This window comes from Streptomyces sp. NPDC050508, assembly GCF_040655155.1.
Lineage (GTDB): Bacteria > Actinomycetota > Actinomycetes > Streptomycetales > Streptomycetaceae > Streptomyces.
The window spans coordinates 33,953-46,842 of sequence record NZ_JBFAJJ010000027.1 but is presented as its reverse complement, the minus strand read 5'-3'; the positions used below and the strand labels follow the sequence as shown (position 1 = coordinate 46,842).

The following is a 12,890-nucleotide window of genomic DNA, read 5'->3' as shown; positions in this document are numbered from 1 at the left end:
GGCCGGGCGCGAGTCGTCGCCGTGCGGCACGCGCGCGCTGGTAGCGGTGGTGCATGCTGCTCACCCTCCGCACCCCCGGGCCCGGCGCCCGGGCTCCCCGACGGCTGAAGGCGGCCCTGCTCGCCTCCGCCGTGTCCGTCTGCCTCGTCGCCGCGAGCGCACCGCCCACGCCCCTGGGCGTCGGTGACCGCCTGTTCCCGACCCTGGGCAACCCGGGCTACGACGTGGCGTCGTACGACCTCGCCTTCACCTATCCCGGCACCAACAGCAAGCCGCTCCGGGCCGTCACCACCATCGACGCGTGGACGACCGAGGCGCTGGACCGGATCAACCTCGACTTCGCGCACGGCACCGTGGACTCGGTCGAGGTCGACGGGCGGCCCGCCGACTTCGCCAGTGCCGGCGAGGACCTGGTGGTCACGCCCGAGAAGCCGCTGGCCGAGGGCAGTTGGACCCGGATCACCGTGCGGCACACCAGCGACCCCGTGTCCGCGAAGGGCCAGGACGGCGGCTGGGTGCGCACCAAGGACGGGCTCGCCATGGCCAACCAGGCCGACGCCGCGCACCTGGTGTTCCCGTGCAACGACCATCCCTCCGACAAGGCGATGTTCACCATCCGGGTCACCGCGCCCAACGCCTACACGGCCGTCGCCAACGGACTGCCGACCGGCGTCGACAAAGTCGACGGGAACACCACCTGGACCTACCGCACCCAGCACCCCATGGCCACCGAACTCGCCCAGGTGTCCATCGGCCGCTCCGCCGTGCTGCACCGCACCGGACCGCACGGACTGCCCATGCGTGACGTCGTACCCGCCAAGGACCGCGCGGCGCTCGAACCGTGGCTCAAGAAGACCCCCGACCAGATCGCCTGGATGGAGAGCAAGGTCGGCCGGTACCCCTTCGAGACGTACGGGCTGCTCATGGCCGACGCGTCCACCGGCTTCGAACTCGAAACCCAGACGATCTCTCTCTTCGAGAGAGATCTCTTCACCGAGCCCGCCTACCCCAAGTGGTACGTCGAGTCGATCATGGTGCACGAGCTGTCCCACCAGTGGTTCGGCGACAGCGTCAGCCCCCGCACCTGGTCCGACCTGTGGCTCAACGAAGGGCACGCCACCTGGTACGAGGAGCTGTACGCCCAGGAGAAGGCGCACAAGCCGATGGAGACGCGCATGAAGGCGGCCTACGGTGCCTCCGACGGCTGGCGCGCCGCCGGCGGACCGCCCGCACTGCCCAAGGCGCCCGCGCCCGGCCAGAAGATCAGCATCTTCCGCCCCAACGTCTACGACGGCGCCGCCCTGGCCCTCTACGCCCTGCGCCAGGAGATCGGCCGCCCGGCCTTCGAGCGCCTGGAGCGCACCTGGGTGAACGTCCACCGCGACGGCACGGCCACCACGGCGGACTTCGAGGACCTCGCCTCCGCGATCTCCGGCCGCGACCTGAGCGGCTTCTTCAAGGCATGGCTCTACGGCGAGAAGACCCCGCCGATGCCGGGTCACCCGGACTGGAAGTCCGAGGCACCCGTGAAATAAGGCCGTGACGGGCGATCCGCGCCGTGCGACCATCGTCAGGTCGGCGGCGCGGTCCACCGGGAATCTCCGGAGGCACTCGCACGTTATGACCTTTGCAGGACTCCCATCGACGTAAGGACCCAATGACCTCCTCTTCTTCCCCTTCCCAGGACACTGAGCGCTTCGCGCACGCCTACCCCGAAGGTCTTCGGGCCGATGCCCTGATGGAAGAGGACGTCGCCTGGAGCCACGAGATCGACGGAGACCGGGACGGCGACCAGCTCGACCGCTCCGAGCGCGCGGCCCTGCGCCGCGTGGCAGGCCTCTCCACCGAGCTTGAGGACGTCACCGAGGTCGAGTACCGACAGCTCCGCCTGGAGCGCGTCGTACTCGTCGGCGTCTGGACCACGGGCACGGTCCAGGACGCGGACAACTCGCTCGCCGAGCTGGCGGCCCTCGCGGAGACCGCGGGCGCCCTCGTCCTCGACGGTGTCGTCCAGCGCCGCGACAAGCCGGACGCGGCCACCTACATCGGCTCGGGCAAGGCCAACGAACTGCGGGACATCGTCCTGGAGACCGGCGCCGACACCGTCATCTGCGACGGTGAGCTCAGCCCGGGCCAGCTGATCCACCTCGAAGACGTCGTCAAGGTCAAGGTCATCGACCGTACGGCCCTGATCCTCGACATCTTCGCCCAGCACGCCAAGTCCCGTGAGGGCAAGGCGCAGGTGGCGCTCGCGCAGATGCAGTACATGCTGCCGAGGCTCCGCGGCTGGGGTCAGTCGCTGTCCCGTCAGATGGGCGGCGGCTCGGGCGGCGGCCTCGCCACCCGTGGTCCCGGTGAGACCAAGATCGAGACGGACCGGCGTCGTATCCGCGAGAAGATGGCGAAGATGCGCCGGGAGATCGCGGCCATGAAGACGGGCCGCGACATCAAGCGCCAGGAGCGCCGTCGCCACAAGGTGCCCTCGGTCGCGATCGCCGGTTACACCAACGCCGGCAAGTCGTCGCTGCTGAACCGGCTGACCGGCGCGGGCGTGCTGGTCGAGAACGCGCTGTTCGCGACCCTCGACCCGACCGTGCGCCGGGCCGAGACCCCGGGCGGACGGCTGTACACACTGGTCGACACGGTCGGCTTCGTCCGGCACCTGCCGCACCACCTGGTCGAGGCCTTCCGTTCCACGATGGAGGAGGTCGGTGACGCCGACCTGATCCTGCACGTGGTGGACGGTTCGCACCCGGCCCCGGAGGAGCAACTGGCCGCCGTACGCGAGGTGATCCGGGATGTCGGCGCTACCAAGGTGCCCGAGATCGTCGTGATCAACAAGGCGGACGCGGCCGACCCGTTGACGCTCCAGCGGCTGATGCGGAACGAGAAGCGTTCCATCGCGGTCTCGGCCCGCACCGGCCAGGGCATGGACGAGCTGCTCGCGCTCATCGACAACGAACTGCCGCGCCCCTCGGTCGAGATCGAGGCGCTCGTGCCGTACACCCACGGCAAGCTGGTCGCCCGCGCCCACTCCGAGGGCGAGGTGATCTCCGAGGAACACACCCCGGAGGGCACGCTGCTCAAGGTGCGGGTGCACGAGGAACTGGCCGCGGATCTCGCGCCGTACGTCCCGGCACCGCTGGCCTGACGGGTCGTAGCACGGTAGGTCCGAAGGCCCGCCCCCAACTCTCTTCCCGGGGGCGGGCCTTCGGCATGCACGGGTGCGCGCGGGTCACTGACCGCCGTACGTCCTGCTCATGTTCTCGTAGAGCGACTCGGCGGTGGCGCCGAGTTGGGGGCCCGCGAGCCAGGTGTTGTCGGACGGGCCGATCGAGGTGTTGGAGACCAGCTCTGTCCTGCCGTCCACCACGCGGAACCAGCCGCCGCCGGACGAACCGCCGGTCATGGTGCAGCCGATGCGGTACATCGTCGGCAGGGCCGTGCTGAGCGACAACCGGCCGGGCCGGTCGAGGCACTTGAACATCTTCAGACCGCTGTACGGCGGCGCGGCCGGGTAGCCCCAGGCGCCCATCGAGCCGACCTCGGTCGCGGAGGGCGCCGAGAAGTCCACGTCGAGCGCGGCGCCGACCGTCTCCTCAAGGGACTTGGAACCGGACTGCGGCTTCACATGGAGGATGGCGTAGTCGTACGCGGCACCCGCGCCGCCCGTCTCCGAGCCGTCCTGGATCCACTGGTTCGAGGTCGAGGCCCAGTCCGCCCACCACTGGCCGTAGGGAGCGATCTCCGTGGCCGAGGCGTTGCTCAGTCGGGACGCGGACTCGCCGAGGTCGTTGTACGAGGGCACGAACTCGATGTTGCGGTACCAGCCGCCGCCCTTGCCCGCGTGGACACAATGGCCCGCCGTCCACACGAGGTTGGACTTGCCGGGGTGGTTGACGTCCTTGACGACCGTGCCGGAGCAGACCATCGAACCCTCGGGGGAGTCGAAGAAGACCTTCCCGACCGGGGCCGCGTTCGCATGGTACGGCGTCTTCTCGGCCGCGGCCTCGACGGCTGCCGGCTCCGGGTCGCTGACGCCCTGGTCGGCGGCGGCGGCCTTCGTGGAGACCGTCTTGTTGGCCTCCTTGGCGGACTTCATCCGCTCCGGCTTCCACAGCCCCTTGATCACCGGGTTGACGAAGTCCTTGGCCTCACTGAGCCACTTGTCCTTGTCCCAGTTCTTCCACCCGCCGTCCGCCCACTTGTCGACATCGACGCCGTGCTCCTTGAGCTTGTCGGCGACGGACGACGGAATCCGGACCTTGTCCTGGTCGGAGGCCTGAGTGGCGGTGGCGGCGGGCTTGTCGCTCGCGGAGTCGTCGCCGTTGCAGGCTGTCGCGGTGAGCGACAGGGCCGCGACGAGACCGGCGGCGGCCAGCCCGGTGCGCCGCCCGCGCGGAGACGCTGCGGGCGTACGTGTGGAACGCATGGTGCGATAACCCCCGTGGAAACTGCTGGTCTTCTACTGCTGACTACTACTGATCGCTCACTACTGACCGTGTACTGCTGGTCGTTCCGCGACACCCCACTATGCCGGGGGAGTTGGGGACGAACGCCGGTGAGGCGGTGAGGTTCCTGTGAGACACCCGGCCGCCGCCCGTCCCCCGACTGTGCCTGCCGCCGCGCCTACTGGCCGGCGAACTTCTTGCTGACCGAGTCGTACACGCCCTTGGCCACATCACCGAGCCGCGGACCCGCCAGCCAGCCCGAAGTCACCGGGCCGATCGAGGTGTTGGACACCAGCGCAGGCCTGCCGTCGGAGCCCGTCTCGACCCAGCCGCCACCGGAGGAACCGCCGGTCATGCTGCAGCCGATGCGGTACATCGTCGGGTCCGAGGCGTTGATCGACAGCCGCCCCGGCTGGTCCGTGCACCGGTACAGCGTCGAACCGTCGTACGGCTTCGCCGCGGGGTAGCCGGTCGCCGTGATGCTGGAAACCTTCGGTACGGCCGGTGCGCTGAAGTTCACCGGAAGCGCCGAACCGACCGTCTCCTCAAGGGACTTGCCGTCGTTGCCCTTCTCGGGTGTCACATGGATCACGGCGTAGTCGTACGACGAACCCTGCCCGCCCGTCTCGCCGCCCTGGTCGATCCACTGCTGCGAGGTCTGCGCCCAGTCGCCCCACCAGACGCCGTACGGAGCGACCTGGTCCCGGGTGGCGGTCCCCAACTGGGCAGTCGTCATACCGGAGTTGTTGTACGAGGGCACGAACGCGATGTTGCGGTACCAGCCGCCCTTCTTGCCCGCGTGCACGCAATGCCCCGCCGTCCACACCAGGTTGGACTTGCCCGGGTGCGCCGGGTCCTCCACGACCGTCGCCGAGCAGACCATCGTGCCCTCGGGGGAGTCGAAGAACACCTTGCCCGCCGTCGCCGCGTTCGCGTGGTACGTAGGCGACACGGCCTTCGCGTCCACCACCGCGGGCGTCGGGTCGGTCACGCCCTGGTCACCGGAGATGTCGTTGGTGTCGACACCCTTGTCCGGGTCGTTGGCGTCCCGCATCCGGCCGTTACTCCACAACCCCTTGATGATGGGGTTGATGTAGTCGTCGGCCTCGCGCAGCCAGTCGTCCCTGTTCCAGTTCTTCCAGGCGCCGTGCTTCCACTTGTCGATGTCGATCCCGTGCTCTTTGAGCTTGTTCTTGATGTCGTCCGGGATCTTGATCTTGCCGTCGCCGGTGTCACTGCTGGTCGCCGACGCGGTGGACTGGCCGTCCGCCTTGGTGTCACCGGAGTTGCAGCCGGTCGCGGTGAGCGCGAGCACCGAGGCGAGGGCAACAGCGGCCAGCGCGGGGGAGGTTCCGCGACGCGCGCCCCTCCCACGCCGGGCGGTGAAGGACGGCCGTATCGATCGCATGGTGTTGACTCCCCCTGGGTGAACGGATGGTGCGCCACGGCTGTGCTCCCAGCCGGAACTCATGGCCTTCGGGAACGGCATCACACACTATGCGCTCGCTGTGGGGGACTTCGCATGGAACGGCAACGGTTTCGCTACGGGCTGCCTGGCCAGGCAATCGTCGGGACTGTCGGCTCGTGTGGACGGCAATGACTGACGTCAACGACTGATGCCAACGACCGGTGTCGGCGCTTGCGTTGACACCGGTCGTTGGGGTTCCGGGCTGCCACATTGGCCGTATCGGGGACATCGAGTGCGTCCAGGAAACCGATGGCTCAGCCGATTTCGAGGACGACCTTGCCGGTGATGTTCCCGGTGGCGAAGGCGCGTTGTGCCTCGGCAGCCTTCTCCAGGGGGAAGACCGCGCCGACGCGTACGGTGAGCAGGCCGGCCTCGGCAATGGACGCCGCCCTGCCACCGGACCGTACGGCCCCCGCCGACGGTGTCGAACACCGTGTCCACGCCCTTCGGGACCAGGTTGAGCACCTCGTCGATCAAGTCCCCGCTGTACGCGACCGGTTGGGCGCCGAGCGCGCGCGGGCCGGCCAGCGGCAGGCCCGCGGCTTCGGTGAAGGACAGGGCGCTCGGCTTGCGTGCCACGGTGCGCACACCCGCGGAGACCGGTTCGGCGAAACCGCCGTGCGCCCGCTGTACGTCGCCGCGGATGTACGCGATCACCTCGTCGCCCGTCGCGAACTCCCGTGCTCCGGGCCCCGAGTGCTCCACCGCACCGGCGATGTCCCAGCCGGGCACCACCGGGAAGAACGTTTCCACGGCGCTGTCCAGGGCCCCGACCTGGACAGCGGCGCCCGCGCGGTTCAGCCCGGCGGCCTTGACCCGGATCAGCACCGAGTCCACGTGGGTCTTCGGCCCGGGCAGTTCGGTGAGCTCAAGGACCTCCGGTCCGCCGTGGCGGAGGTACACGACGGCCTTCATCCGCTCAGGCCCCCGGGAACACATACGGCATGTCGTGCAGGACGCGGTGCCGGACGATCTTCCACTCGCCGTCGACGCGGCGCAGATCGGTGTCGTAGTAGCCGGACTCGATGGGCCGGACGGTGCCCTGGATGCCGAAGGCGTCCTCGGGCCAGCCGGCTGCCGGGCGGGAGGCGGCACGGACCTCGAAGACCACGAACTGGGCGTTCATGTGCGCCTGGTCGCCGTCGACCTCGATGAGGTGGTCCGAGGTGACGTGGTGACTGGAGCCGCCCTCGGGGTGCGGCGCCATGAAGTTGTCCATCGCGTACTCCACGCCCGAGGCACCGATGATCGGCTCGCCGACCGCCTCATAGGCGTCGTGGCCGGACTTGTGGCCGGTCTTGATGAAGACATGCACGGTCGCGTCTTCGGTGTAGAGGGCGCCGTGGCTCTTGCCGTCGCGTCGGTCGGTGGTGCGGACATAGCGGGCCAGGACCTCCTGGACCTTGCGCTCGTCGCTCATGGTTTCGCACGTTCCCTTCGTGTTCTTGATACGAGCCCCGTACTTGATACGAGTCCCGTTCCTGTTCCTGAATCGAGTGGAACACCGGGGGAAGGTGAGAGCCATGAGGGTTCCGGCAAGGGTCGATACCCTGAAGGTATGGATCGTCTGGAGACCCGCGAACTCGCCTACTTCGTCGCGGTCGCTGAGGAACTGCACTTCGGAAAGGCCGCGGAGCGCCTGGGCATGGCCCAGCCCCCGCTGTCGCGCGCGATCAGCCGTCTGGAGCGCCGCATGGGGGTACGGCTGCTGGAGCGCAGCAGCCGCCGGGTCGCGCTCACCGACGCGGGTGCCGTGTTCCTGGGCGAAAGCCGACGGCTGCTCGACTCGCTCGACGCGGCCGTGCGGCGAGCCCAGCGCGTGCAGCAGCCCGGGCGGCTGGTGATGGCGGTACGTCCCGGCACCGCGTCCGGGCTGATCGCCGACCTGGTTCGCTCCTCCGAAGTCGGCAGCCACGACGTCGTGTTCACACATGACCGCCCGGCCGCCCTCAGAGACGGCAGGGCCGACGTAGCGCTGCTGTGCCTCGGCACCGACGACCTCACCGGGCTGCGGACCGCCGACCTGACGGAGGAGGCACCCTTCGCGCTGGTCCCGCGCGGCCATCCACTGGCCCGGCGCACCGTCGTGACGGTCGCCGAGCTCGGCCAGGACGCGAACTTCGCGCCCGAATGCCCGCCGGTCGGGCTCGACGAGATCATCGACCGGGTCGTGCTCGGGCGCCTGATCACCGTCGTGGGTTCGGGGGCCGCCGAACGGATCCCCTCCGAGGTGGCCGCAGTGCCGGTGTCGGACCTGCGGCCCACGCGTCTTGCTCTGGCGTGGCCGGAGGGGGCGTCCCGTCCGGCCGTCACCGCTTTCGTGCGCTCGGCCCGCGCGGCCGAGGCGCGGCGCGTGCTTGATGCGAAAGACGCCGGCGCGGCCGGGTCTTGAGGCTGCCCGGCGGTCAATGCCGGGGCGCAGTACCGCCCCTCCCCACCGCCGTCACCAGCCCGCCGATCCGACCGGCTGGGGAGCCATTGATCGACGGCACTCCAGAGCGCGATGTACTCAGGCTTGGTTTCCGAGCGGGAGCCTCAGCTGTTGGCCAACGCGCGGTCGAGGAGGGGCAGCAGGCGGTCCCAATGGCGCTGCAGCGCGGCGGGGTTGAAGGCGTCGGTGTCGGCCATGGTGAAGCCGTGGATGGTGCCCGGGTAGATCTCGGACGTGTAGTCGACACCCGCGGCGTCCAGGGCCTGGTTGAGCTCGCCGAGGGCCTCGGGCGTCAGGTCGCCTTCGGCATGACCGAAGTGGGCCTGGGCCGTCAGCTTGGAGAGGCTGTCGGGCCCGTCGGCCCCCACGGGAGCGTGGAATCCGGCGACGGCGGCCACCTGGCAGGGGTGGGCCACGGCGGTGCGCATCGCCAGCAGACCGCCAATGCAGTAGCCGGTCACCGCGACCGGTCCGGTGCAGACCTCGGGCCGGGTGGTGAGGAACCTGAGGTAGGCGTCGGCGTCGCTCAGGGCGCGTTCGGCGGTGTGCGCCTCGATCAAGGGCATCAGCTGGGCGAAGACCGCGGGCCGGACCTCTTCTCCGATGTACTCGGGAAGTTCGATCACCGGTGCCGGGCCGTGCCGGTAGAAGATGTTCGGGACGAGCACGTAGTACCCGTGCCTGGCCAGTTCGCGGGCCATCTCCCGCAACACGGGCCGGATGCCGAAGCCGTCCGGGTACATCAGCACCCCTGGGTGCCGCTCACCACCGTCGGGGAAGGCGGCGAAAGCGTCGGCCTCACCGTCCGCAGTGGCAATGTGCAGCATCTTGTCGGGCATGCGTTCTCCTGCTCCTGTCGTCTGTCGTGGTTGACGTGTCGAGCTTTGATCAACACGACAGGAGGCGGAGCCCGCGCAGCAGCGCCGGATCCCCGATCCAACAGCGGGCCGACACCGGCCCGTACGGCGCTCAGAGGAGCGCCGGGTCACCAATCCGTGCGTGGCGCAATGCCGTCCCGGTAGTCATCGCCGCACAACGTAGCCGACCGGACAGAATCGATGCCAGCCCTCCCCGGGTTCAGAGTGCTGTTCGCGAGAGTGATCGCGGCCAGCACCTTGGATCCTGGACCCGGTCGGAACAACTGCCGCAGGTGTGGTTCAGCACAAGCGGCTTCCAACGGCTCCGGGCGCACGCGTCCGAACAAGCTTGAGCCCGCTCGACGGCAGAGCTTGAACGGCAAGCTGACGGAACCAAACCGGTGCAGCCAAGCCGGTGCAGCCAAGCCGGTGCAGCCAAGTCGATGTAGCCAAGAGATGCCAAACACCCGCACCTAAGGCCGTGTTGGACCGACAACCGTTCCGTCACGGCAAGGATCTTGAGGCAACCCGTAACCCCGTCGACGGTGCGGGGTTGGTAGCGATGGGGGCCTGCTGTCGGTACGCGGTCCCCTGAACCCGTGGCGACGCGATACCTCAACTCGCCTTTGGACAGCGGGAGGGACGGAGAACCGTGGCCGAGTCTGCGTTCAGGGGACGTGGGCCCGCTGACGATCCCCGTCCCTCCTCTCCCGAACTCGCCCCCGCGGTCCAACAGGAGTGCCTGCGTCGTGACCTCGTCGTCGAACTCGCCGGCCGCCACGCAAACGTCGTACGGCTCCTCCCACCCCTCACACTCACCGACGAGCAGGCGACAGCGGTACTTGACCGCCTCGCCGACGCGGTGGAGCCCGTGGCCCGCGGCCAGACCGGCAGCAGCGACGGTACCGGCCTCCGCTCCGACCACGACCAGGCACTCCCGCGTCACCAGCGGAACAGTGCCCGCTCCGAACGGTCCGGCCAGCCCGCGCCAACCGATGTGACCGACGCCCACGCGCGTGCAGAGCGGATATGCGCGTACGGCGACCTCATCGGGGCGCCGGTACGTCGCCGTCGACCACCGGTCCTCCGTGCGTCGGTGGGTCGGTGCGTCGACCGGCTGGTACCGGTGCACCGACCGGTCGGCACTGGCACGTTGACCGGCCGACACCGGTACATCCAGGCGGCTGCTCCGGAGGACGGAACGCCATCGGATGCCAACTCGCCTTCCCTGAAGCACCAGTTGCAGAACGCCCAGGACCAACGCTTGCCAGAGCCACCGGGTCCGTCGCCTCACGACTCCCACTCCGAAACACCTCCCGAGGAACAGTCTTGAACCCCACGTTCACCCCTGACGGCCACTCCTACGAGCCGAACCCTCGACACACGCAAACCCTGGCGACGGCGTCGGCCGAGTCCGTTCCCCGGCAGCAGCCGCGCAGCCCGGAGGTAGGCCCGCCCCGTGTCACAAGCGCCGACCTGCTGGAGCATCCAGACCCCCACACCGCCGCCCAGGCGGCAGCTGTCGAGAACCTCCTGCGCTGCTGGGTACGCGAAACGAACCTCCCCGCCCCCGCCAAGGGCGTCCTCCGCATCCCCCTCCCCACCAGCGGCACGGCCCTGCATGCCCAGGTCCACTACTGGTCCCCGACGGGCTGGCACCGCTTCGGCCTTCCGTACCTGTCCGACGCTCCCCACGGCGCACCACCGGCCGACGCGGCGACGGTCGCTGCGTTGCTTGCCAGGGAGACGGTTGCGCACGGCGGCGCCGAGGGGGTGGCAACTTCCGGCACCACGCCGGTTGTTGCCGAGGAAGCAGAGGCAGAGGCAGAGGCAGGGACAGAAGCAGCGGCAGCGACGTCGGCAGTAGCGTCGCCGTCGGCAGTGGGTGCGGCAACCGCAACCGCAACCGCAATGGCACCCGGCACCGCGACCGACCTGGTGGCCCGCGTGGCCGACTCCGTCCGCCGTACCGTCACCTTCATCGCCGACCGTCGTGCACACCCGGCCGGCGACACCGATCTCTTCCTCTCCGCCGAACAGGCACTGCTGCTCGGACACCCGCTGCACCCGACCCCGAAGAGCCGCGAGGGCCTCTCCGAGGCTGAAGCCCGCCTGTACTCACCGGAGTTGCGTGGCTCCTTCCCACTCCACTGGCTGGCTGTCGCTCCTTCCGTACTCGCCACCGACTCGGCCTGGACCGAACGCGGCCGACCTGTCCCCGCCGCTCAACTCACGGCCCGACTCGCCGGAACCGAGCTGCCCCTCCCCGACGGACATGCTGCTCTTCCCCTGCACCCCTGGCAGTGGCGCGAGATCCGACACCGTGCCGACATCGCAGCCCTGCTCGACGCCGGGCTGATCCAGGACCTCGGCCCTCATGGCACCCCGTGGCACCCCACCTCCTCCGTGCGAACCGTCCACCAATCCGGCGCCCCCGCCATGCTCAAGCTGTCTCTTGGCCTCCGCATCACCAACTCCCGTCGTGAGAACCTCCGCAAAGAACTCCACCGCGGCGTCGAAGTGCACCGCCTGCTCCGCAGCGGCCTGTCCAAGGAGTGGCTGGCCGCCCACCCCGGCTTCGACATCGTCCGCGACCCGGCCTGGCTGGCCGTCGACGCGCTGGACTGGTGCGGTGTCGACTTGGGGGAGCGCGGAGCAGACCAAAGCCCAAACCCAAGCCCAAACCCAAGCCCAGGTGCAGGCGAGCGTGGCGCCGGTCCGAGCGAGCCGGGTACCCGCGCACCCCTGGCCGGAATCGACGTGGTGATCCGGCACAACCCGTTCAGCGTGTCCGACGACGTCTCCTGCATCGCCGGGCTCGTTTCACTAAGGCCGTACGCCAGGCGGAGCGCCACCGTCGCCGAACCGGGGGCAACTTCGCACATCAGCCGCTCCGCGTCCGGTGCACCTCTGATGCGATCCCGTCTGGCCGAGGTCGTCACGAGCCTTGCCCAGCGGACCGGCCGGCCACGTGCGGCAGTCGCCGCCGAGTGGTTCCTGCGCTACCTGGAGCAGGTCGTCCGGCCCGTGCTGTGGCTGGACAGCGAGGCGGGGATCGCCCTGGAGGCACACCAGCAGAACACGCTGCTCCTGCTGGACGGTGAAGGTTGGCCCGCAGGTGGCCGCTACCGCGACAACCAGGGCTACTACTTCCGTGCATCCCGGCGCGCGGAACTCGACGCCCGACTGCCCGGCATCGGTGAACACAGCGACACCTTCGTCTCCGACGAGGTCACTGACGAACGCTTCGCGTACTACCTCGCGATCAACAACGTGCTCGGTCTCATCGGAGCGTTCGGCTCGCAGCGCCTCGCCGACGAGCGGCTGTTGCTCTCCGCCTTCCGCCGCTTCCTCGGCGACGTGGCCTCCGGTCCCGCCCGGCTGCGCACCTCCCTGCCGGCCCGCCTGCTCGACTCACCCGTCCTCCGCTGCAAGGCCAACCTCCTGACCCGGCTGCACGGCCTCGACGAACTCATCGGCCCGGTCGACACCCAGTCCGTCTACGTCACCATCGCCAACCCCCTTCATTCCTGACCATCACCGGCTCCGATCACCACCGACCGGCTACGGCTCCCACCGTCACTGACTGCTTCCGACTCCGAGCGTCACTCGCTCCCTTCGCTCCGACTGTCAACTCCCAACTCCCAACCCCCAACTCCCTTCGTCCCTGAGGAACATGACCC

9 protein-coding genes and 2 pseudogenes are annotated in these 12,890 nt (G+C 69.4%); 5 read left to right on the top strand and 6 right to left on the bottom strand.

Annotated elements, in window-relative coordinates:
* Positions 1-53: 53 nt before the first annotated feature.
* Positions 54-1,535 carry a M1 family metallopeptidase gene (locus AB0I69_RS44300; RefSeq protein ID WP_363101502.1) on the top strand — a complete coding sequence of 494 codons (1,482 nt, stop codon included), beginning with the start codon at positions 54-56 and terminating at the stop codon, positions 1,533-1,535.
* Between the two features lie 122 nt (positions 1,536-1,657).
* Positions 1,658-3,151, top strand: a complete 1,494-nt coding sequence (hflX, locus tag AB0I69_RS44295; protein WP_363101501.1) for a GTPase HflX — start codon at positions 1,658-1,660, stop codon at positions 3,149-3,151.
* An 84-nt stretch (positions 3,152-3,235) separates the two neighbouring features.
* Here the strand turns inward: hflX and AB0I69_RS44290 are convergent, their stop codons facing one another.
* From AB0I69_RS44290 to AB0I69_RS44270, 5 genes and pseudogenes are all read right to left on the bottom strand, one after another.
* On the bottom strand, positions 3,236-4,432 hold the full coding sequence (locus tag AB0I69_RS44290; RefSeq protein ID WP_363101500.1) for a hypothetical protein: 1,197 nt from the start codon (positions 4,430-4,432) through the stop codon (positions 3,236-3,238).
* A 197-nt stretch (positions 4,433-4,629) separates the two neighbouring features.
* Positions 4,630-5,859: a hypothetical protein gene (locus tag AB0I69_RS44285; protein ID WP_363101499.1), complete on the bottom strand. Its 1,230-nt coding sequence runs from the start codon at positions 5,857-5,859 to the stop codon at positions 4,630-4,632.
* A gap of 314 nt (positions 5,860-6,173) precedes the next feature.
* Positions 6,174-6,251 carry a hypothetical protein gene (locus AB0I69_RS44280; RefSeq protein ID WP_363101546.1) on the bottom strand — a complete coding sequence of 26 codons (78 nt, stop codon included), beginning with the start codon at positions 6,249-6,251 and terminating at the stop codon, positions 6,174-6,176.
* 370 nt (positions 6,252-6,621) lie between these two features.
* Positions 6,622-6,834, bottom strand: a pseudogene (locus AB0I69_RS44275) (NADP-dependent oxidoreductase); the annotation flags it as partial.
* Between the two features lie 4 nt (positions 6,835-6,838).
* Positions 6,839-7,339, bottom strand: coding sequence for a nuclear transport factor 2 family protein (locus AB0I69_RS44270; RefSeq protein WP_363101498.1), 501 nt, complete (start codon positions 7,337-7,339; stop codon positions 6,839-6,841).
* A gap of 138 nt (positions 7,340-7,477) precedes the next feature.
* On the opposite strand from AB0I69_RS44270, the gene AB0I69_RS44265 reads away from it, so the two are divergent.
* On the top strand, positions 7,478-8,311 hold the full coding sequence (locus tag AB0I69_RS44265; RefSeq protein WP_363101497.1) for a LysR family transcriptional regulator: 834 nt from the start codon (positions 7,478-7,480) through the stop codon (positions 8,309-8,311).
* Between the two features lie 143 nt (positions 8,312-8,454).
* Here AB0I69_RS44265 and AB0I69_RS44260 read toward each other — a convergent pair whose 3' ends face one another.
* Positions 8,455-9,189, bottom strand: coding sequence for a dienelactone hydrolase family protein (locus tag AB0I69_RS44260; protein ID WP_363101496.1), 735 nt, complete (start codon positions 9,187-9,189; stop codon positions 8,455-8,457).
* 712 nt (positions 9,190-9,901) lie between these two features.
* Here AB0I69_RS44260 and AB0I69_RS44255 point away from each other — a divergent pair.
* Together AB0I69_RS44255 and AB0I69_RS44250 are read left to right on the top strand one after the other, a co-directional pair.
* Positions 9,902-10,087 (top strand): annotated as a pseudogene (locus AB0I69_RS44255) (aspartate aminotransferase family protein); the annotation flags it as partial.
* Between the two features lie 449 nt (positions 10,088-10,536).
* Positions 10,537-12,741 carry an IucA/IucC family protein gene (locus AB0I69_RS44250; protein WP_363101495.1) on the top strand — a complete coding sequence of 735 codons (2,205 nt, stop codon included), beginning with the start codon at positions 10,537-10,539 and terminating at the stop codon, positions 12,739-12,741.
* Positions 12,742-12,890 lie beyond the last annotated feature (149 nt).

Excerpts from the sequence above, each read along its gene's own strand:
- AB0I69_RS44300 (WP_363101502.1), top strand. The coding sequence starts at position 54 with ATGCTGCTCACCCTCCGCACCCCCGGGCCCGGCGCCCGGGCTCCCCGA.
- hflX (WP_363101501.1), top strand. The coding sequence starts at position 1,658 with ATGACCTCCTCTTCTTCCCCTTCCCAGGACACTGAGCGCTTCGCGCAC.
- AB0I69_RS44265 (WP_363101497.1), top strand. The coding sequence starts at position 7,478 with ATGGATCGTCTGGAGACCCGCGAACTCGCCTACTTCGTCGCGGTCGCT.
- AB0I69_RS44285 (WP_363101499.1), bottom strand. The coding sequence starts at position 5,859 with ATGCGATCGATACGGCCGTCCTTCACCGCCCGGCGTGGGAGGGGCGCG.
- AB0I69_RS44290 (WP_363101500.1), bottom strand. The coding sequence starts at position 4,432 with ATGCGTTCCACACGTACGCCCGCAGCGTCTCCGCGCGGGCGGCGCACC.
- AB0I69_RS44260 (WP_363101496.1), bottom strand. The coding sequence starts at position 9,189 with ATGCCCGACAAGATGCTGCACATTGCCACTGCGGACGGTGAGGCCGAC.
- AB0I69_RS44270 (WP_363101498.1), bottom strand. The coding sequence starts at position 7,339 with ATGAGCGACGAGCGCAAGGTCCAGGAGGTCCTGGCCCGCTATGTCCGC.